Annotated in this window: 12 protein-coding genes and 1 other RNA gene; 2 read left to right on the top strand and 11 right to left on the bottom strand. The window is 43.9% G+C overall.

Features of this window, described 5'->3' with window-relative positions; all coding sequences use genetic code 11:
- Positions 1–34 precede the first annotated feature (34 nt).
- The 6 genes from OGH69_RS01770 to OGH69_RS01745 form a co-directional block, all read right to left on the bottom strand.
- On the bottom strand, positions 35–1,417 hold the full coding sequence (locus OGH69_RS01770; protein WP_265172716.1) for a glucoamylase family protein: 1,383 nt from the start codon (positions 1,415–1,417) through the stop codon (positions 35–37).
- A gap of 126 nt (positions 1,418–1,543) precedes the next feature.
- Positions 1,544–2,434, bottom strand: a complete 891-nt coding sequence (locus OGH69_RS01765) for a LamG domain-containing protein (protein ID WP_265172715.1) — start codon at positions 2,432–2,434, stop codon at positions 1,544–1,546.
- Between the two features lie 46 nt (positions 2,435–2,480).
- Positions 2,481–3,959 (bottom strand): RagB/SusD family nutrient uptake outer membrane protein, encoded by a 1,479-nt coding sequence (locus OGH69_RS01760; protein ID WP_265172714.1) that lies wholly within the window; start codon positions 3,957–3,959, stop codon positions 2,481–2,483.
- 9 nt (positions 3,960–3,968) lie between these two features.
- Positions 3,969–6,797 (bottom strand): SusC/RagA family TonB-linked outer membrane protein, encoded by a 2,829-nt coding sequence (locus OGH69_RS01755; protein WP_265172713.1) that lies wholly within the window; start codon positions 6,795–6,797, stop codon positions 3,969–3,971.
- A gap of 239 nt (positions 6,798–7,036) precedes the next feature.
- Positions 7,037–9,781 carry a histidine kinase gene (locus OGH69_RS01750; RefSeq protein WP_265172712.1) on the bottom strand — a complete coding sequence of 915 codons (2,745 nt, stop codon included), beginning with the start codon at positions 9,779–9,781 and terminating at the stop codon, positions 7,037–7,039.
- A 63-nt stretch (positions 9,782–9,844) separates the two neighbouring features.
- Entirely contained in the window at positions 9,845–11,062 is a 1,218-nt protein-coding gene (locus OGH69_RS01745) for an NAD(P)-dependent oxidoreductase (RefSeq protein ID WP_265172711.1), read from the bottom strand.
- A 199-nt stretch (positions 11,063–11,261) separates the two neighbouring features.
- Here OGH69_RS01745 and ssrA point away from each other — a divergent pair.
- Positions 11,262–11,657, top strand: a transfer-messenger RNA (tmRNA) gene (gene ssrA / locus OGH69_RS01740).
- 301 nt (positions 11,658–11,958) lie between these two features.
- Positions 11,959–13,263, top strand: coding sequence for a site-specific integrase (locus OGH69_RS01735; RefSeq protein WP_265172710.1), 1,305 nt, complete (start codon positions 11,959–11,961; stop codon positions 13,261–13,263).
- A 238-nt stretch (positions 13,264–13,501) separates the two neighbouring features.
- Here the strand turns inward: OGH69_RS01735 and OGH69_RS01730 are convergent, their stop codons facing one another.
- Genes OGH69_RS01730 through OGH69_RS01710 form a run of 5 tightly spaced genes read right to left on the bottom strand, consistent with a single transcriptional unit; the run spans position 13,502 to position 21,846 of the window.
- The gene (locus tag OGH69_RS01730) at positions 13,502–13,861 is read right to left on the bottom strand and encodes a cation transporter (protein ID WP_265172709.1); all 360 of its coding nucleotides are present in this window, start codon (positions 13,859–13,861) and stop codon (positions 13,502–13,504) included.
- Between the two features lie 32 nt (positions 13,862–13,893).
- Complete coding sequence (locus tag OGH69_RS01725) at positions 13,894–15,783, bottom strand: heavy metal translocating P-type ATPase (RefSeq protein ID WP_265172708.1); 1,890 nt, start codon at positions 15,781–15,783, stop codon at positions 13,894–13,896.
- A 1-nt stretch (position 15,784) separates the two neighbouring features.
- A complete protein-coding gene (locus tag OGH69_RS01720) occupies positions 15,785–16,150 on the bottom strand; it encodes a DUF3703 domain-containing protein (protein ID WP_265172707.1) in 366 nt (121 codons plus the stop codon).
- A 9-nt stretch (positions 16,151–16,159) separates the two neighbouring features.
- On the bottom strand, positions 16,160–17,497 hold the full coding sequence (locus tag OGH69_RS01715; RefSeq protein WP_265172706.1) for an efflux RND transporter periplasmic adaptor subunit: 1,338 nt from the start codon (positions 17,495–17,497) through the stop codon (positions 16,160–16,162).
- Between the two features lie 8 nt (positions 17,498–17,505).
- Positions 17,506–21,846: a CusA/CzcA family heavy metal efflux RND transporter gene (locus OGH69_RS01710; protein WP_265172705.1), complete on the bottom strand. Its 4,341-nt coding sequence runs from the start codon at positions 21,844–21,846 to the stop codon at positions 17,506–17,508.
- Positions 21,847–21,913 lie beyond the last annotated feature (67 nt).

Here is a 21,913-nt window from a genome sequence, read left to right as displayed (position 1 = left end):
AATTGCTATGAAAAAATCCTAATCATTCTGTTTATTAAAATCCATGCTGGGTGGAGTGGAAGCCAAGATCAAGCAATCCCTGCCTCACTTCCGGCGCCTGCATGAACAGGTTCCACAGCAAACCTGTGCGGTGGTTTTCTATCATGGGCACTATCGTACCCTGGTCGATGGCCAGGTAGCGCGGCGTAACCCAATTGTGGTGTATACTAAAGGCATCATATGGCCCGGCAACACCTGTCAGCCTGCTCTTCCAGTCGGCATCCTCATATACAAAGCGAAGCAATTTCATTGATTCTTCAGGCGTATACGGGAACGACGAAAGCGCTGCCGTAGGCGAAATCACGCCCCTGTCGTTTACCGGGGAATGTGCACTGTAGCCCGTTGAGCCGTTGGCATTGCGGGTGTAGCTCGCCGTCAGGCCCCACACCTTGTCGCTGTAGCCTGTGTACTGGTACGGATTGGCTACGCTATAGGCATGGTGAATCCTGGCATGGTTCTGCACCAGCGTCCAGTAGTTGGCATACTGGTCGGTAAGGCCGCGGGGGTCCATTCCTAAATAAGAATAATGTGCCCAAAATAAAGGCCCTACATTGCCGGTTGCCCCGTTGTAATTAAATACAACAGGTATGTTGTAGCGCTGGCCGGGATGTACAATGTTGCCGTTCCTCGCCCATGCCTGGTGATAGGCCTCGGCACTGATTGGGTGCGTTGGCGATGCAGCAGCCATCACATAAGTAATGAGGCACTCGTTATAGCCTTCCAGCTTAAAGTTGAGCTGCCACTCGTACTCCGGCGACCAGTGCCAGTACAGGGCATTCTCGCCGCGGGTGTACCAGTCCCACTCTACGCCCTTCCAAAGCTCATCGGCCTGCTGCGCGAGCGCCTGCTCGGCATCGTTGCCTGTTTTAAAATATTCACGTATGCAAATCAATCCCTGGCACAGGAAGGCGGTCTCTACAAGATCGCCACCGTTGTCTACGGTGCCAAAGGGTATTACATTACCTGTGTTGCCATCCATCCAGTGCGGCCATGCGCCATGAAAACGGTCGGCATTCTCTAAAAAGTCAAGTGCGGTCTGAAGACGGGCCACCGCCTCGCTACGCGGCACGAAGCCACGTTCTACGCCTGCCACGATGGTCATAAGGCCAAAACCCGAGCCGCCCGTGGTTACAATGTTGGCATCGTTGCCCGGATCATCGGTATGGTACCTTTCGCGGGCGAGTTTTGAAGCCGGGTGCGCATAGTCCCAAAAATATTTAAGGGCATCTTTTTGCACACGGTTCAGTATCTCCTCGTCGGTCATGGGGTCCACCACTACCGGTGGGTTATCGTCCTCTCCCGTATCCCCATCGCTCTTGTCGCATGATGAGCATGAAATGCAAAAGGTGAGGATAATGAACAGCTGGAATATTTTCATTGTTGAATTTTGATGATGATTTTTTGGATACATATTTTTGGAAATTACAGTATAGTTGGGGACATACTGCGGGAAAAAATACCCGGCAGGCTAACCTGCCGGGGAAAGAAATTATAGCATTAAAAACTACCTACCTGCAGACTCAAGCTGGTAAAGGAAACCTATGTCAGCCTGACTAAGGGCTACTTTCCATACCCTCATTTCATCCAGTTTGCCAATAAGGCCTTTATCCCATGTATCGATAGGGCTTCCGCTGGCAGTGGATCCAAAAGCACCAATCACAGGGTGTACCGGGTTGTTAAAGGTAAGCATCTGACCGGCAGCGCCTCTTTCTTCCCATTTCGGGTTCGAAATTTTTACACCGTTAACATACACCCTGAACATCCTTGTAGTTCCGTCATATGTAAGTACAGCATGAGCCCATTGCCCGCCAACTTTGTTTGGAAACGCTACATGACCTGTTGCTGCATCTTCTGCACTAACTTTGATTGTGTTTCGGGTATCCTGACCACCCAAATCACTTGTTGAATTGATCCAGCCTTTAACTGTAAGTGAATCCGACGTCGCAGGCTGCCACCCTGTTTCCGCCATAAAGTTTATATTTCCCGACCAGTCGGTTTCCCTGGCCAAAGAGAAAAATACTGAAGCGTTGCTTCCGTTATTTGCTACTTTAACCCAAGTACTTACAGTAAAGCTTCCCAAAGTGTTTGACAATGAAGCAATAGTTGGATAATTAAGATAACCCAGGTTAAACGATGCAGCATCTCCTTTTACCGCATCCGCATCAGAGAAAGTAACGTTTGCCGATGTGCTTGGATTTGTTCCGGAAAGCTCTTCCTTGCCATTCCCGTCAAAAGACCAGTAGGCAACAAGATTGGCCTGTCCAACTTCGTCAGCGCTATTGTAACCACCAATTGGCGGAAGGTCATTTCCTCCTGAATCGTCGCTGCCGCATGAAGTGAATACAAACCCTGAAGTGATCGCCAGGGCGTACGCAAAAATTTTGATTGTTTTCATAGTAAATAAATTAAAAAATTAAGTTAGTATTAGCATTGTTGTTTAATTAATAATTGTTCTGTGTCAATATCCCACCACTCAACGCTATCTGGGCTTCCGGTATGGGAAATACCTCATGCTTGCCCACAATAAACGTTTTGCCGTCTGCCGCCATGGCTGCCTGTGCCTGCCCGGTACGCACCAGGTCGAACCACCTGTCGTGCTCCATGGCCATTTCCCAACGCCTTTCGTTATAGATCTGCTGCAGTGTTACCGATGCAAGCTCTCCAAGCCCTACCCTCCCGCGTATCTCGTTAACCCTGTCTCTGGCTTCGGTAGTATTGCCCATCCGGAATGCTGCTTCTGCCCTTATCAGCAGGATATCGCTGTATTTTAAAATCCTGAGGTTTTTCGCTGTTTCATCCTTATTATTATTCCACGATTCAGCGATGCTGCTTTGATAAGCTTTGTAGTTGTACCGTGGGTTGGCCCATGTAGCCGGGGCAACAAAACCATCCCAAAGCACACCCGGCACATCCATAATGGTCGCCGCACGACGCGGGTCGCCCGTTTCGTACGAATTGGAAAGATTCAGTGAGGGTGTATTAAAGCCCCATCCCAGATCAGGTGTGCCCCTTGGCCCCTGTACGCCGGTATACTGTATCAGGCCTTTGGTTAGGGTTGCCTGCACTTCAAATATTGACTCCTCCCCGTTTTCTCCCGTTTCGCGCCACACTTCCGCGTAGTTGTCCATCAGGCCATACTGCCCAGACCCTATTACTTCGCCGGCCATGTTAAACGCCGCATCCCATTCCTGCTGGTACAGGTGTGCTTTTGCCAACAGCGCCTGTGCCGCGCCTTTGCTCGCCCTGCCCAGGTCCCTTGCGGCATATTGTGACTTTAAAGGCAGCTTTACAATGGCATCGGCAAGGTCGGCTTCAATCTGGTCGTACACTTCGGCCTTTGGCCTTCTCACAAAAACTGTCTGGTTGATAAGCTCCGTGTCGTTAAGGTCAATTTTTCCAACAACCAGCGGCACATCGCCAAAGCACCGTACAAGATCAAAGTAAAACAACGCCCTTAAAAATTTAACTTCACCTATGAGCCTGTTTTTCAAGGCTTCATCTACCTGAAGCTGCTCCAGGTAAAACAGCGCATTGTTTGCCCTGTATATTCCGGCATAGCGGCCTTTCCACACTTCATTAAATGAAAGGTCGGAAGCATCAAATGTTAATGCGTCCATTTTATGCTTATCGGTACCCGTATCGCCCGGTGACGAGCCTTTGTCAGCATCATCGGATGTAATGCTGGTTATGCCAATCCATGAGAAAGAGTACATGTCGAAATCCAGCATTTTGTTGTACACACCATTAACGAGCTGTACAGCATTGTCAGGATTGTTGAGGAAGTCATTTTCGTTAATGGCATTTTGCGGATCCACATCGAGGTCGCCATCGCAGGAAGATGCCGCAATTGACAGTACGAATGCCCCCAATACTATTTTACCGTGTAGCCCCATTTTCATTTTAAATATATTTTTTTTCATAGCTGCTGTTTAAAAACCAATGTTTAGTCCGAATAAAAATGTCTTGTTCGTAGGGTAGGCATCCAGCTCTATACCGGCAGTTCCCAGTGGGTTGGCATTATCGTTCCCTACCACCTCGGGCGAGAAGCCGCTGTAGTTGGTAAACAGGAACGGGTTAATGGCCGTTACATACATCCGCACCTTGTCGATACCATCAAAAAACTGAGGCAGCGTATAGCCCAGGGTGATGTTGTTTATCCTCAGGAAGTCGCCATTTTCAATATAATACGTGGACGCGCGGGGAACATCGTTTGAAGGGCGGGGATTCGCGGCATTGGGGTTGGAAGGCAGCCAGAAGTTTTCCAAAAGGGCGTTTTCAATATTTTCACCACCCGTACGCTGGGCTTTCTTGCCATTATACAATTTGTTGCCGCCTACACCATACGCATCTACCGAAAGGTCGAACCCTTTATAGCTTGCACCAAAGTTAAAACCGTAGGTAAGGGTGGGTATATAGCTACCCGCCACTACCCTGTCTTCGCTCAGATTAAAGCCGCCATCAGAGTTATAGCCCTGTGTTTCGTACACATAAAAACTGCCCAGGGGCTGGCCTTCAAGCACCTGCTTGGTATATTGCCCATTGCTAAGGCCGCCACCAATGTAATCCCCGAAGAACGGGCTGGTCACTTCTTCCAGCTCATTTTTGTTATGTGATACGTTACCACCCACCCAATAACTGAAATCCTCGCCTATGTAATCCTGCCATTTTGCAGTAAATTCGACCCCTTTGTTGCTAACCGTACCGCTGTTCAGCAGCACCGGCTCGGGCGAAAGCACCGTTGGCACTGCAACGGGAAGGATTACATTTTCAGTCTTGCGGTTATAATAGTCAAACGTTCCGGTAAGTCTCGCGTCGAGCACGGCAAAGTCGAAGCCCAGGTCGATTTCCTTCATGGTTTCCCACGTAAGGTTAGGATCTATCTGAAAGGGTACGTTATTACCGGGATAAATCACCTGATCTGCGCCAAAGGCATAGTTAGTGCCTGTATTGAACAATATTGTGTTGATGGTACTCGCGTTGGCATTACCCACCTCACCATAGCCTCCGCGTATCTTGAAGCTGTTAAGGAACTTTACATCGCTCATGAACTCCTCGCTTGTAAGCACCCATCCGGCCGAAACCGAAGGGAATACCTCGAAGCGCTTATCCTCGGTAAAGGCGCTGATGCCCTCCCTCCTTACGGAAGCAGAAAACAGGTATTTGCCTTTATAGTCATACTCTCCCCTTCCAAAGTAGGCTACAGAAACAATAGGTGTACTGCTGTTATTTTGGGCTACAGAACCCGGAGCTACCTCGATATTGTTGGAGGAAAGGTCAAGGTTCCAGTAATTTGATTGCTCAGGCACGTCGTTCCTGGTTGCCCTGAGGAATTCCGAAATATTAGTTGTCGAACGCGACATACCGGCAACCACGGTTACATTATGGGCATCGGAAAAGGTATTGGTATAAGTAAAGAAGTTATCCCAGTTCCACCTGTAGTTGCTATCCCTTCGCTGCTGGAGGGTATTGATAATGGGGTTATCGGGATTCTGGTTAATGTAGTCCTGTACGGTCCTTGTCGGGTTTGCAGTGAGATACAACTCACGTGTGGGTGTGAATGTGTAGCCTTTACCCCAAAATGCCGTTGCCCCGAAATTGGAATTGAATTTGAGCCAGTCCATTATTTTCAGTTCGGCATTGATGGCCCCAATGAGCGTGGTGCCCCTGTTTTCCTCTTGGAAATTGGCTAATTGTGCCACCGGATTGGCCACGTTATTAAAACGGTCGCTGCCGGCAATGTCTATCAGGCCGGTAGCCGGGTTACGAAGCGGCACCCCCCAGCGGCCATTTTCAAAGCGTACCGGCACTATGGGCGATTGCTTGTAGGCATTGGTAAAGGCGCTCACAGGCTTAGGGGTAGACTTTGTGGTGGACAAGTTGAAAAACGAGCTGATTTTGAGCCTTTCGTCAAAAAGTTTGTACGTATTGTTGCTGATAACGTTGGTCCTTTCAAACTGGGTACCGTTAAGGATGCCCTTCTCTTTATAGTTGGAGGCTCCAAAATAGTAGGTGGCCTGCTCCGATGCACCGGAGATCGAGATGGAGTTACTCATCATTTCGCCGGTGTCGGTAATCTCGTCGAGCCAGTTGGTATTGTAGGGTTGGTCGAAGCTGAAATGCGACGGATTTCCCTGGGCGGTATTATTATAATAGGCAAAACGGTAGGAGTCGGCCATATCAACTTCCCGCTGGATAAATTTTTGACCATAAAATCCGTCATAGGATACCTTTATTTCACCTTGCTTACCCTTTTTTGTCGTTATGATGATCACCCCATTTGACCCTTTTTGGCCATAAATTGCCAGGGAAGATGCATCTTTTAGTATATCAATGGTGGCAATGTCATTTGGATTAATACCGTTGAGATTCGACGTTTCAATCCCGTCAATTACATACAGCGGATCGCGTGCTCCGGTAACAGTCCCAAGCCCCCTTATGCGTATTGAGGGTGATCCTCCGGGCTCATCATTAGTTACGATATTTACACCTGCAGCCTTTCCCTGAATGGCCTGGATAGCCGATTGGGCGGGTGTCCTCACGATGTCTGAAGCCTTTATCTGTGCAACAGATCCTGTAATTGCACCTGCCTTACGGGTACCGTAACCGATAACCACGACTTCGGCCATTTCATTTTCAAAGAAAATTGAATCATTAAATACGGAGTCATTCAATACCGGTGCGGCAGGTGGAGGGGGTACTTGCGAAAATGCGGCATACCCCGTTAATAAGAAACTAATATTGAGTAATGCTTTCCTCATGGGTAATTAGAAATTTTTATTGTACCCAAATTTAAGCACTAAAACGTTATAGTTGCACACCAAATTACCTATCTACACTACATCATTTTAACAAAAAAAGCAATTAAAATATTAATTATCAAAATATTATAATAGTTTTAAATACATCATTAAAAATGTTAATGATGTAGTGTTGATGTATTATAACGTTTTAATTTATAGGCAACATTTATACTAAAAAGAAATATATATGTTGAAATTTATACATTAATCATAAATTTATAGAGGCTCTCTTCTGTGGAAATACCGAGCTTTTTCCGAAGCCTGTAACGATGAAGTTCCACACCTCTGAAAGAAATATTCATCATAGGCGCTATTTCTTTCGAAGATAAATTCATTTTAAGATATATTGACAATTTGATATCTTTAGGAGTAAGGTCAGGATATTTTTTTGACAGTCTTTCCACAAATTCTTCGTGACTTTTGAGTAGGTTTTTTTCAAAGTTGAGCCATTCATTCTTGTTAATGGCATTAGTTTTTAATATTTTCTTTATGCGGGATTTAATTTGACTTCCTTCATTCTCGGATTCTAATATTTCCTGAATGCTTTCTATCATCTCGCTATGCTTGGCGATAGATAACGATTTACCTGCTACTTCGGAAGCCTTGCTTTGCACTTCTATTTCCAACATATGCTTTTCATACTCTTGCTGTCGTTGCTTATTTTCGGCCTCCATTTCAAGCTCAAGGATTTCCCTTCGATGCTTAAGCTCTTCTTCATTAAGGCGTATTTTCTGATTGTATCGTACTTTATTCCAACGATAGTATAGGAAGAAAATACCCGAAATAACGAAAACATAGACGAATATCATCATTAAAGAAAAATACCATGGCCTGCTAACCCGAAATTCGTAGTCTGCAAGTTTTACATATTTAATGCCATTATTATAAAAAACTTCTAATTCCTGTTTCCCACTGCTGAGATTATTGAGCATTATACTGCCTTTTTCAACAGGAATAAAATCTTCGCCATTCAAACTATAAAAGAGATCAGGATGATTATATCCGAAATATCCTGATATAACATTTATAAGTACAGGTTGATTGTATTTAATCTCTGTATCATGAAAAATAGGAGCTCCCTGATAAAAGCCCTCAATAGTTATGTGATGTTTTTTTGGCTTATCCCTTCCCGGCTCAAAGGAAAGAAATCCATCATCAAGGTTGACTAAAAGTCGATTATTATCTTTATTTACTAATGTATTGCCCATTATAAGTCTTCCTGCATAATACTTCTCAGGCAAAAGCTTCCATATGAAATCATTATCTACCTGTGAAATAGTATATAAGCGTCCCTCCCTAATAACCATAAAGTTATTGTCATCTATAGGGATAATATCAGAAATATTCCGGAAGTTCTCATTAAATGAATTATGTTTTTCAAGTTTAGCCGAAATAGAGTTATAAGAATACCATGTATTATTAATCAGGAATAATATTTGGTTCCTGAAATTGAATATCCGAACTCCAAAATCGCTTTTAATATCGTTCAGAGCTGATATGTTCTCAACTTTTTCAACATTAAAGTCCGAATCGTAAGTAATACGGTACAGACTTCGATAATTATCAGCAGCCCAAAGTTCGCCGGGCTTATTTTGTTCGATATTCCGTATTGGCTTGGTAATGCTATCCAGGACTTTCCATTTTGTAAGGTCATTAATGTCTTTATATATAGCGATTCCAGAATAATTAGCCTGAAACCATACATTATCATACCTGCTCTTCAGAAATTTCCAGCCGCCATTTACAGGGTTGACCCATTTGAGGGCGTTTCCATTGTAAATGAAAGTTCCGTCATTGTGCCCAATGACGAACTCGCTGCCATTTTTATAAATATCCCATACCTGGCCTTGCGAGTTCGGGACAGCCACAAGCTTTCTGTTATCGTAAGTAAAAATACCATGATTAGTGACAAAAAGGTAACCTTTTTCAGTTGTTGCAAGTGAATATACTGAGCCCAGTATCCCGGCTCCATCAGAAAAAACTGAGACCGGGGAATTGACCTCTACATGTGATATCCCATTATCTAATCCAAGCCAAATATCTTTTTCCCTGTCGAGGGTTATCGATAAGACTGCATTATTTTTTAGTGCATTTTCACGGTTAATATTTTGGTATTCACCTGTATTAAGGTTGATAATATAGAGTCCCTTCAACCCTGTACCGATGGCAAGTGTATTCTCATCGATGAATTTTGCTGCAAGTATTACATCATCCTTAAGCAGGTTATTTACTGTGCTTTTCCAGGGTATCAGCCTTTGGCCCGAAGCAATATATACGCCATTGTTCTTGGAAAATATGTAGATATCACCGCGGTTTTTCTCCATACCATGGATGACATTCCCTTTTAATTCAGGCCAACTATCAACCGGGCGGAATTTTCGGCCCTCCATAATGTACATTCCATTGCGAACAGAAGCCACATATATCAGATTATCTATGAGATAGCAATATGATATTTGGTAAGGAAATTTTATCTTGTCAACCGACTTGCCGTCATGGATGTAGATTTCATTGAACGATTGGAAATAAATTTTCCCATCATGCTTAAATACTTTCCATATTTCCTCATTGTCAGCATTACCCAGAAAAAGATTTTTATCTTTTGATAGGGATGTATACTGCATAGTCCCTCTCCTGCGCTGCCAATAACCAAATTCCTTGTAGGATCCACAGTAAACCTTGTCTCCATCTACAAATACCGATCGAATAATTGTTTTGTTTGGTAATGCATACTTTTCCCATTTAACGCCATTATACCTCAGAAAAAAATGGTTGTTTGCAAAATACATGGCATTGTCAGTACCCTGAGCAACATTCCACACCTGATTATCACCGGCATATTCCGACTTGGTAAAGTTTTCTACAAAGGGAAGCAGTCCCTGTGCGTATATGAAAGTGGGAAGCAGTAAAAACGCGATGAAAAAGTATCTTTTAAAAGGCATTTGAAATAATTTACTTTCAAATGTAGCAAACTAAATCAAAAAAACGATAAATGAAATGCCCCATTAATGGGGCACTGATTCTTTTTGTTCGACATATCCTTCGAGGTAACTGAACCTGTCTGTAAGCTGTCCTTTTTCGGTTATCCTGGCCCTTTCCAAAATACCATCTTTATCACCGTCGTAGAATGCCGGTATTACATGATTAAGGAACATTTCGCCAAATCCCTCGGTAGCGTCCTTAGGCAGTTCACATGGCAGATTGTCTACAGCCATCACCACGATAGCAGCCGGGTGGTGCAAGTCTACTTCTTTATTTTCAGAAGGATGATAGCCATAAAAAGGCTCAGCAATTGTAGATGCCCTCAACGTACAGGCTATTGGACCTTCAACATCGCAAGAAATATCAGCTACAACCTTTACCTTATTATTTTTTGATTTCAGCATTTCCTGTGTCAGGATTACCGGTGCACTGTTTCCATAAAAATGTCCGGCCATGAAGATATCGGCTACTTTGGTAAAGCGTTCAAAATCGGAAACATATTCTGACGGATTATCATAAAAATCTTTATTTCCAAGCTGACGCCCATCCTTTCGCTTGTTATAGTCCAAAACATCTATCTGTACATATACAGGTACATCATATGACTTATTAAGGAAATCTTCTGTAGTTACTTGTTTTATCTTAACATCATCAAGAATTTCTTTAGCCCCCATACCCACTTTACCTTTGCCGGTCAGCACAATTTTTATTGGAGGAAGGGTAAGCCTTTTCAATTTGGCTACAAGTGCATCTTTATCAGCCAGCGATTCTGCTTTTGGAAGGCTGAAAAGGTCAAATTTTTGTCCAAATGCCCTGAAGCCGTTATACGCCCCAACATTACCTGCATACCTGCCAAAACCGATAAGCCTCTTATTGTCGGCATCTACAATGGTTTCGTGATCAAACATCTCAATATCCTTGTCAATAATAGCCTGTAGCAATTTTTGGTTATGCGGCTGCTTTTTTATTGTATGCGAAAAAAAGAAATATTTCTTTTCGGGTATCAACATCTTTACAGGCACTTCTTTTACACCAATGAGAACATCACACGTACTCATATCCTCACATAGCTCAAATCCCATCGCTACATATTCTTCATCTTTAAAGATTCGAATATCAGATGGCTGTACTACAATTTCCGCCTGGGGATATTTGTCCGCAAAAGCCCTTAGCATTTTCGGAGAAAAAACAGCCCTCTTATCCGGCGGTACTTTCCCTTCCCTTATAATCCCAAATTTCATGTTGTGTATTTTAAGCAATTTGTTTGTTAAGTATTCAAATTTTAGGCGCGTATGCAATAAAAATATAACTATCAGACTAAAATATGCTCCAAATATAACAGATAATAAGCTTTCAGGCAACTTTTATATATAAAATAATTCCCTATCTTTGCAGTATATTGTTTGGTACATTATTTGTATACTAAACCTATAGATTACTGGGGTCGACTGGTTTTGACAGCAGGACGGACCGGACAGTAAGCACGCCGGGAAATGAGGCTGTTCCCGTACATCATTGCCTTAAACATTTAAACGGCGAAAATAACTACGCTCTTGCTGCTTAATCCGAATAAAGTAAGATAAAGCCACGTCCCTGCAAGGCAGGGAGGCGGGATTCTCCTGAAAAGCCCTGGTTTATGGCGTTTCGATTAGGAGAACCGTAAAAATAGACCTGGGGGCCGCTTCGCTTCGCGGAGGCTCTGAGAAAACAGAAGCTAAGTGGTGTGTGGCAGTTTCCGGCCTTGCACACTAACGAAAATCCAAGCGGAAACTAAGCGTGTAGAAAGCTCTTCTATCCCCTGTTTGGACCCGGGTTCGATTCCCGGCGATTCCACGAAGACGGTTTACGGCACACTTTTCAAAGTTGCCAAAAACGCACAAAACGTCTCGAAAAGCCTTTAAAGCCTGCAAATTTATTGATTTGCAGGCTTTTTTATTTCCGCCCGCTACCTTCAAATTTTTCAAAAGTGCCCAAAGTTGCTGTGGCAATTTCATGGCAGTTTATAAAACTGAAAAAATTGCCATGAATTTGCCATAGTAAAGAGCTAATGTGCTGAGGTTTAACATGTAAATTTAATTTACATCTTGACACGAGAACGTCATAATTCTAAATTTATTAATTTTAAAAACAATGAATTATGTTAGAATCAAGTTTCGGATTAAGCTTCTTTTTGAAGTCATCACAAAAAAAGTCAGTTACGCGGTTTATTTATTTGCGTGTAATTGTTGACGGGGTGCCAAAAGAAACCTCAACAAAAAGAAAGTGGGATAGTAGCAGGTGGGATACGAAAACGGAGAGAGCTATTGGAAATAAGGAAGATGCACGGTCGTTAAATCATTTTCTTGACACCATGGTGATGAAAATTAATAACTTCAAGACCGACCTGATGTATACCGAAAAAACTATTTCCGCGCAGCGTATTATTGATTTCGTGTTAGGACGGGTTACTTCGAAGGCGATGCTTTTAGAAGAATTCAAGAAGCATAATGATGAGATGCTTGCACTAGTACCTCAAGACTACGCACTGGCGACGCACAAGCGCTATGAGACGGCAAGATTTCATGCAATGGCATTTGTAAAATATAAATATGCAGCCGAAGATATAGAATTTCGTGAACTCGACTACGATTTTGTGATCAGTTATGAGCTATATCTAAAAACGATAAAGAACTGTGTAAACAATTCAACATTAAAATATATTGCCTGTATGAAAAAGGTGATAAACCGAGCGATTGATAAGAATATTATTGCTCAGGATCCTTTCAAGGCATTTAAAAGAAAAATGACGAAAACCGTCAAAAGGCCACTTACAGCGAGCGAGTTGCGTACCCTCGAAAATATAATTATTACAACCCCAAGGCTTGAGACGGTCCGCGACATCTTCGTTTTTCAGTGCTATACAGGCCTGGCATATATCGACGCCTACCAATTGAGAAAAACAGATATTAGGACAGGTATTGATGGAGCACAGTGGATTATGTCCGAAAGGCAGAAGACCGGTACCGTAACGAACGTACCACTCCTACCTAAAGCTTTGGAGATTGTTGAAAAATATAAGGACCACCCTCTTTGCATTTCCAGGAATGCGGTACTGCCGGTTGCATCCAATCAGAAGATGAATGCTTACCTTAAGGAAATTGCTGACCTTTGTGGCTTTAATAGCGAACTGAACACCCATAAGGCACGGAGAACTTTTGGCAGTACCGTTACTCTTAATAATGATATTCCCATACATGTGGTTAAAGAAATGCTTGGCCACCAGTCTATACGCCAAACGGAATCATATGCTATTACCGCTGAGCAAACAATTGGCAGGGAGATGAAAGAACTCGGAAGTAAGCTTAGCGGCGGTAAAACTTCCATACCTACAGAAGGAATGGAGATAATTTCTAAATTGGAAAAGGAGTTGCAAGAATTAAAGGAGCGATTTGGAATATCTTAAATAAAAACACAACCCTAGGGTTGTGTTTTTATAATAAGTACATTATGGAAGAGAAGATGGGTGTCCTACCCCATCCGTAAAACCCGTATTATTGCTGAGCTTCAAATCTTATGGCCGTTGTGCCACGATTTTGCCACAACTTCTCCAATGATACTAAGTGATTTATAGAACGATATAATTTCGGTGAAAAAATATAAATTTTTTGCTGCGCAGTAAAAAATACCGGTCATTCTAGTAACTAGGCCTTTTTACAACAGCCGTCAAGACCTTCATAGGCAGCGGCATCAGCCTTGACCTCATCAGCGTCATAACCAAGCTTGCTTATCGCCTGTTTAATTTTTGCAAGGTCGGTTTTCTTTGTATTATAAGTCACTTTTATAGTCATTGCTTTATCATCAAGTACAACCATCTGAACACCTTTTTCTTTCAAAAGAGCCTGATTAAATTTAGGGCCGCATGTCTCACAGGCTTTGCAGTGGTTGCAATAAATAATAGTCTTAATAGTTGCTGTCTGGATGGTTTTTTTCTCCTGCGCATTTACGCCCGTTGCGAAGAAGAAAGCTGATACTATCAGCATTAATTTTACTATTGATTTCATTTTTGTCATTTTTAATTTTTCAAATATAGGTATTACAATTTAATCCTCTGAATACGTACCGCATTTAGGATGGCAAGGAGTGCAACGCCAACGTCGGCAATTACAGCTTCCCAAAGGTTGGCTATTCCTCCTGCACCTAATCCCAAAACAAGTATTTTTACGGTCATGGCCAATATGATATTTTGCCAGACTATTTTCTTTGTTAGTTTGCCAACCTTTATTGCCGTGACAATTTTAGATGGCTGGTCATTTTGGATGACAATATCAGCAGTCTCTATAGTAGCATCGCTACCAAGCCCTCCCATGGCAATTCCGGCATCAGCCAATGCTACGACCGGCGCATCATTGACACCGTCGCCAACAAAGGCAATTCTCATGCCGCTATCTTTAAGTGCCTGCACTTTTTCCACTTTGCCTTCCGGGAGAAGGTCGCCGTAGGCTTCATCTATACTTAACGTTGATGCAACCTCTTTCACGACAGCTGTCTTGTCACCGGACAGCATAACCGTTTTAATACCCATAGTATGCATTTGGGCAATAGCTTGTGCAGCATCTTCCTTAATTTTGTCCGCTACGATGATATGGCCTGCATATTTTTTATCTACAGCTATCACCACAATAGAATATACGATAGCATCGATTTCGTGTGGGTAACTGATACTGAATTTTTTCATCAGTTTGGTATTGCCCGCCAGCACCTGTTTGCCCAGCACAGTCCCTTTAAGGCCGTGGCCAGTTATTTCCTCTACATTAGTAGCGGACACATCCTTTATAGTATCCTTACCCACATGTTCAACGACCGCAATACCAATGGGGTGCGTTGACTGGCTCTCAAGTGCGGCTGTAAGGCTGAGTAACTCTTGCTTATCTATACCTTCAGCAACTACTTCCCCCACCTTAAAGATGCCTTCGGTAAGCGTTCCTGTTTTATCCATTACGATGGCATTGACATTGGTCATAACATCAAGGAAATTCGACCCCTTGAATAGTATGCCATTACGTGAGGCCAGGCCTATTCCTCCGAAGTAGCCCAGCGGTATTGAAACAACTAAGGCGCACGGGCAGCTGATGACAAGAAATACTAACGCACGGTAAAACCATGTCGTAAATACGTAGGTTTCCACAAAGAAGTAAGGAACAAAACAAACTAAAAGGGCTAGGGCAAACACAATGGGCGTGTAAACTTTTGCGAAACGGCTTATAAAAAGCTGCGTTTGTGATTTTCGGGCTGTGGCATCCTGTACCATTTCCAGAATTTTGCTTAGTTTACTGTCTTGGTACAGGCTCGTTACCCGCACTACTGCTACTGTGTTAAGATTTATCATACCTGCGTATATTGATTCGCCTTTACCCTTGGTATCCGGTTTACTCTCACCAGTTAAGGCGGCCGTATTAAAAGAAGCTTTCTCGCTGAGCAATTCGCCATCAAGTGCCACCTTTTCCCCGGGTTTTACCTGTATGGTTTCGCCAGTTTTAACTTCTTTGGGATTAACAGTCTGCGCCCCATCGGCACGAAGCACTGTAACCTGGTCAGGCCGTATATCAAGCAACGCTTTTATGCTTCGCTTTGCCTTATCCACTGCAGCATCCTGAAACCACTCCCCTATGGAATAGAAAGCCATTACCGCTACGCCTTCGCTATAAGACCCAATCGCAAAAGCACCTATAGTAGCAACGCTCATCAGGAAGAACTCATTGAAAAAGTCTGCCCGAATAGCTTTTCGCCAAGCGAGGTACAATACATTATATCCGGCCAAAAGATAGGCTGAACCATAAATGATAAGGCTGAACGGAAACGCAGGGACATAGTCAAATCCATATTCCAGCGTTAACATGGCAAATAATATCGCTATTGCCAGTAGCAGTTCCCAATGGCTTTTCCAACCATTGCTACTTTCTTCTATTGTTGTTGATGCTTCCATATCACTTCTCGTATTTGTTAAATAATTCCTGTATATCACCCGGAATCGGCATCGGCTTTAAGGGATGTACATTTGCTCCTCCCGTATTTCCTACCGGTATTGTCCCGACAAAAGATTTTACGCCACCAAACAGCAGGCGGGGCAGCTGTCCTATAATTTCTTTAGGGCTTTTTATTCTAAAGCCGAACTTCAGCATCTCCCAATGCACGGCAGTGTGCGGGAAAGGATATTTTTGGCCGATTATATGTGCCCGTTCCAGATGGTGCCAGCAATTTGCGATGTCATTGCTGCTGAAAAACCTTGCTCTCGAAAGCTCATGCTGATAGTATTGTGTAAGGCCTGTAGGCATGGAAGTATGCAGTTTCATAGTTTACTTTTAATGTTCATGACCTCCGCCGCCTTCACTCTTGATTAAATGGCTTTGGATATAATAAGCCCCCTTAAGTACTATCTTGGCATCTTTATCAATTTCCTTGAGCACTGTTACCTGCGCATACCCAAGTTGGGCGGTACCGCTCTTAACCTCAATTCTGCGGAAATGATAGGTCTTCCCTTCTTCATGAGCATGTCCGTCATCATGTGAATGCCCCTCTTCAGCATCATGGTCGTGACCATGGTCGTGCCCATCATCATGGCTGTGACCTTCCTGCTCATCATGCGACGTTTCTTCATGTCCTTCTTCAAGAACAAAAATATATTCTCTGCCGTCTGCCCTGATAATTGCGTCTGTTGGCAAAGCCTGGACCTGTCGCGTCCCAACATCAATCAGCGCATTTACATACATTCCGGGAATTAGTGATTTTGTAGGGTTTAGTATCTCTGCATGGACGGCTACCGACTTGGTATCGTTTTCAAAAGATTTACTCACATTAAACACTTTACCTACAATTTCAGTATTGTCCTGATTGGTCAGCACAAAACGGATATTTTGGCCTTCCTTTACTTTTTGTAGATCTTTTTCATAGACCAAAAGGTCTACGTGCAACTTAGAATTGTCTACAACTGTAAACAACGGCTTACCTACTTCCGCATTGCTGGCAAGTTTGACGTTAACTTCGGTAATATAACCTGTCAGCGGGCTTGTTAGTGCCATAACAGAAGTGGCAGATTTCTTGCTCAGGTTAAGCACCGTCAGCTGCCTGTCGAGTGAAGCAAGCCTGGATTTCTCAATTTCGTAATCCGATTTGGTGCGCTGGAAAACCTTCTTTGAATTGACATTTTCCTCACTCAGTATCTTCTGCCGCTCAAATTCCAGCCTCAGAAACTCAAGGTTGCTTTTGGACGTCAGGTAAGCCTCCTGCAATTGGGCAAATTCAGGGCTTTCTAATGTTGCAAGCACCTGTCCCTTTTTGACAAACTGCCCTTCAATGACATTAATAGACTTTACAATGCCTGTCATGTGCACGGAAACGTCAGCCTGGTTCTGAGGGGGCAATTTAGTGTAGCCATTTGCGCTCACAACCTCACTTAGATTTTTCATTGAGAAGCTGCCCAATTCTATTGATGAGGCGTTAAACTGTGCTTCATTAAGTTCAACTTCCTTAATTGCGCCGGTCTCTTTATGTTCGTCGGCTTTTAGACCTTCTGCCTGCTCATGGTCATGGTCATGGGCATCGCCCTCGACTGTATTGCGGAGCAGGAAGTAATCAAAGGCAAATACTGTGGCGAGCCCGAGTATGATATATAATACATGTTTAAGCTTTATATTTTTCATGTCATTAATTATTGGTTCAAAAGGTATTGTAGGTAGATCACTGCCTGGTTATGATTGTTAACGGCGTTAATATAGTTAGTCCGGATATCTAATGCCGTCTCAAGTCCCTGCATATATTCAATATAGGAAATATCGCCATTCATATATGCTTTCGTAGAGTTGTTTACAATAATCTTGGCATTGGGTAGCGCAGTGTCATGATAGTAAGCCACCAACGATTCGTACGTAGTAAGCTGCTCCAACTGCTGCTTGAACTCGCTTTGCAGCTGCGCCTGCAAATATTCGGCATTCATCTGCTGCACTTCTACATTTGTCTTGGCAGCCCTGATCCTCGCTGACCCGCTCCCGGCAAAGATTGGAATACCGATTCCTACTGAGAATCCCTGGAACTGCAAAGAGCTGTCATAATTGACCGGAGTACCATTAACATCCTGCATTCCCCTCATTGACTGAATAAAGTATCCCGCAGTAACATCGGGCATAAGTGCCGAACGTTCAACCCTTATGCTTGCTTTAGCTACTTCCAGTTCCTGCTGGGCCAGTTTTACGTTGGCATTCTGTTTTACCTGTGCCGAATCCCTTGCCGCTATGGCAGACAAAGGGGTAAAGGTTGTATCGGAGACAGCAAAATCGCTATCAAGGTTCAGCAAGATTTTCATCTTTGAACGTTCAACCCGTATCATTGCTTCATTTTGCTTAATCTGCTGCAAAAGCTCCTGCTGCTTGGACACTGCTGTAATATTCTCCAGCGACCCGGTCTCACCTGTCCTGAATTTCAGGTCGGCAGCCCGGACAAATTTTTGCATATAGCTGTTCTGTTCCTGTAATACCTTATTCAGTTCAGAGTAATATAGCATCGCGTTCCACGACTGGCGTACCCTGAAGGCAATCTCCTGTTTGGTGACTGCCAACTGCAGCTCAGCTGCGGTGGCGCTCTCGGTCAGTAACTTCCGCCGGGCACCTATCTCGAAAGGGCTGAAGGTTTGTGAAATGCTGAAATATTTATCCTGCGCCGCGGTATTAACCTGGCCGAAAGTCCCTGTAACTTCTGTTTTTGGCAGGTCGAAAGCAGTCCCTTTGAGCTGGGACTGCATGCGGCTCTCAAGCACTGAGGCCTGTACGCCCCTGTTATTCTGTACCGCCGTGTTAATAGCGGTATTTATGTCCAATGTTTTTGCAGTCTGGGCATTTCCTGCAATTGTAAATAGAAATGCAACGATTACTGCCTCATGAAGCTTTGGCTTATATCCAAATCCTTTTTCAAAATAGTAGTATAGTATTGGCAGGACTACAAGCGTCAATAGTGTTGCTGTAATTAAACCGCCGATAACTACAGTTGCCAGCGGCTTCTGCACTTCAGCACCTGCTCCAGAGCTTAGTGCCATTGGAAGGAAACCGAGTGAAGCTACAGCTGCCGTTAGTATTACCGGCCTCAGCCTGGCTCTAGTACCCTCATGGATGCGTTTATAAATGTCATGCATACCTTCAGATTTAAGTTGGTTAAAATGAGCGATCAGTACAATGCCGTTAAGTACCGCTACCCCGAAGAGTGCTATAAAGCCGACACCTGCGGAAATGCTGAACGGCATATCACGCATCCAAAGCGCAAAAACGCCCCCAATGGCGGAAAGAGGAATTGCTGTAAAGATTAGTAGGGACTGCTTAACAGATTTAAACGTAAAATAAAGCAATACAAAAATCAGCGCTAGCGCAGCAGGCACTGCGATCATAAGCCTTTTATTGGCTTCCACCAGATTTTCAAATTGCCCCCCATAGGTTACGTAGTAACCTGAAGGCAACTTCAGCTCAGCGCCAAGCTTATCCTGGATTTTATTGACAACAGATTCCACATCCGCACCCCGCACGTTAAAGCCCACCACAATTCTTCTCCTGCCGTCCTCCCTGCTGATTTGCATCGGCCCGTCTTCGTACTTAATATCAGCTACCTGTTCCAAAGGGATTTGGCTGCCTGATGGCAATGTCACATAAAGCGACTTAAGGTTATTGATGTCCTGCCGGCTCTCTTCTTCCAACCTGACTACCATATCGAAACGCTTTTCGCCTTCATACACTATCCCGGCAGCTTCGCCTGCAAAACCCATGCGTATGACCCTGTTCAGGTCACCTACATTAAGCCCGTACAATGCCAGCTTATCCTTGTTGTAACGAATGGTGATCTGCGGCAGCCCTGCAACGCGTTCAGCCTTCGCATCTGCAACACCAGATATACCCTTAATCAACTCCGTAACTTCGTCCCCTTTGCTGACCAGCATATCAATATCCTCCCCGAAAATTTTAATGGCAACATCGCTCCTGACACCTGTCATCAGCTCGTTCATCCGCATTTGTACCGGCTGGGAAAACTCTGTAATTGCGCCGGGAATTTCCTCAAGGGCTTCCTCCATCTTTTCCATCAGCTCCTCTTTACTTTCAGCTGAAGTCCATTCGTCTTTATCTTTAAGTATAATGATCATGTCCCCCGCTTCAATAGGCATCGGGTCAGTAGGAATTTCAGCACTTCCTATCTTGGTTACAATCATCTTGATTTCCGGAAACTTTGACATCAGAATTTTTTCTGCCTTGGTTGTTGCCTCAATTTCCTGCGAAAGCGAACTTCCTGAGGCTATAATGAGGTGCGTCGCTACATCACCTTCATCCAGTGTCGGGATAAATTCACCTCCTAGCGAGTTAAACACCAGCAGCGCCATGGCAAATAAGGCTACCGATGCGCCAATTATTATCCCTTTTGCATGCAAAGCTTTCTCCAGCAGTGGATGGTATACCTTGTAGATGGATGAAATGATCTTATCACTATAATTAGGGGTATGCCCCGTCTGCTTTTTAAGCACGAGCGCGCTCATCATCGGCACGTAGGTCAGTGAAAGTATGAAGGCACCCAGAATAGCAAAGGATACGGTCTGTGCCATTGGCCCGAACATTTTACCTTCAACACCTACCAGTGCCAGGATTGGAAGGTATACGATTAGGATAATAATTTCGCCGAATGCGGCACTGCTGCGGATTTTAGATGCAGCAGTATACACCTCTTCGTTCATTTGCGCAGCGGAGAGCTTTTCTTTCTTCCTGACTTCAAGCCTGTGGATAATTGCTTCCACGATAATTACCGCTCCATCTACAATAATACCGAAGTCAATTGCCCCAAGGCTCATCAGGTTACCGCTTACGCCAAAAAGTTTCATCATGGTAATTGCGAACAAAAGTGCCAGTGGGATAACCGATGCCACTACCAGGCCTGCGCGCCAGTTCCCTAGGAGCAGCACCAATATGAAAACAACGATAAGTGCACCCTCAATAAGGTTGGTCTGTACAGTACCAATGGCGTTATCTACCATCTTGGTCCTGTCGATAAACGGTTCGATTGCAACCCCTTCAGGAAGGGACTTTTTGATCTGCTCCATCTTTTCCTTGACACGCTCCACAACCTGGCCGCTGTTTTCGCCCTTTAGCATCATGACAAAACCGCTTACCTCTTCGCCTTTGCCGTCTTTTGTAACAGCGCCATACCGGATACTAGATCCGATCTGTACTTTTGCAACGTCCCTGATCAGGATAGGAATGCCATTGACGTTTTTAATTACAATCTTGTTGATATCGTCAATACTGCTGACCATGCCAATCCCGCGGATAAAATAAGCGTATGGCTTTTTATCTATGTAAGCGCCCCCGGTATTTTCATTATTGGCTTCAAGCGCCTCGAAAATTTCAGAAACGGTAGTGTTCATACTCTTCAGGCGGTCCGGCTGTACTGCAATTTCATATTGCTTTAGCATCCCTCCAAGGGTATTGACTTCCGCTACGCCTTTAGTGCCGGTAAGCTGCGGCTTGATGATCCAGTCCTGTATGGTCCGAAGCTCTGTTGCATCATACTTGTCCTCATATCCTTTTTTGGGAAAAACAACATACTGGTAAATTTCTCCCAATCCTGTGCTGATTGGCGACATTTCAGGAGTACCCAAACTTTTTGGAATTATTTCCTCGGCCTCTTTTATACGTTCCGATATCTGGGCCCTGGCCCAGTAAATATCGACATCTTCCTCAAAGACAACTGTCACCACACTAAGGCCGAAACGGCTTATAGACCGAAGTTCTACCACCCTTGGTATTGATTTTACAGATTGTTCTATTGGATATGAAATCAACTGCTCAACCTCCTGGGTTGCCAGCGTTGGAGAACTTGTGATTATTTGTACCTGATTATTAGTAATGTCAGGCAGCGCATCGATAGGTAGGTTGTACAACGAGTATGATCCTACAACAACCAGTGCGAAGGTGAGCAAGCCAACAATGAATTTATTGTTGATGCTAAAATGAATAATTTTATCTAACATTGATAATGCATTAGTATAATGATTTAGGTATTATAAGCCACCTATAAGCAAGCGGCATAATCCGGCT

Origin of the sequence: Flavobacterium sp. MFBS3-15, assembly GCF_026107645.2 — a bacterium.
Classification (GTDB): domain Bacteria; phylum Bacteroidota; class Bacteroidia; order Flavobacteriales; family Flavobacteriaceae; genus Flavobacterium.
Note: the sequence above shows the minus strand (reverse complement) of the source record. Positions and strands in the feature narration are given on the sequence as shown.

Bases quoted from the DNA above. Each gene is read 5' to 3' on its own strand.
- OGH69_RS01730 (WP_265172709.1), bottom strand. From the start codon at position 13,861: ATGAAATCAATAGTAAAATTAATGCTGATAGTATCAGCTTTCTTCTTC.
- OGH69_RS01765 (WP_265172715.1), bottom strand. From the start codon at position 2,434: ATGAAAACAATCAAAATTTTTGCGTACGCCCTGGCGATCACTTCAGGG.
- OGH69_RS01720 (WP_265172707.1), bottom strand. From the start codon at position 16,150: ATGAAACTGCATACTTCCATGCCTACAGGCCTTACACAATACTATCAG.
- OGH69_RS01735 (WP_265172710.1), top strand. From the start codon at position 11,959: ATGTTAGAATCAAGTTTCGGATTAAGCTTCTTTTTGAAGTCATCACAA.
- OGH69_RS01725 (WP_265172708.1), bottom strand. From the start codon at position 15,783: ATGGAAGCATCAACAACAATAGAAGAAAGTAGCAATGGTTGGAAAAGC.
- OGH69_RS01760 (WP_265172714.1), bottom strand. From the start codon at position 3,959: ATGAAAAAAAATATATTTAAAATGAAAATGGGGCTACACGGTAAAATA.
- OGH69_RS01770 (WP_265172716.1), bottom strand. From the start codon at position 1,417: ATGAAAATATTCCAGCTGTTCATTATCCTCACCTTTTGCATTTCATGC.
- OGH69_RS01745 (WP_265172711.1), bottom strand. From the start codon at position 11,062: ATGAAATTTGGGATTATAAGGGAAGGGAAAGTACCGCCGGATAAGAGG.
- OGH69_RS01710 (WP_265172705.1), bottom strand. From the start codon at position 21,846: ATGTTAGATAAAATTATTCATTTTAGCATCAACAATAAATTCATTGTT.
- OGH69_RS01755 (WP_265172713.1), bottom strand. From the start codon at position 6,797: ATGAGGAAAGCATTACTCAATATTAGTTTCTTATTAACGGGGTATGCC.
- OGH69_RS01750 (WP_265172712.1), bottom strand. From the start codon at position 9,781: ATGCCTTTTAAAAGATACTTTTTCATCGCGTTTTTACTGCTTCCCACT.
- OGH69_RS01715 (WP_265172706.1), bottom strand. From the start codon at position 17,497: ATGAAAAATATAAAGCTTAAACATGTATTATATATCATACTCGGGCTC.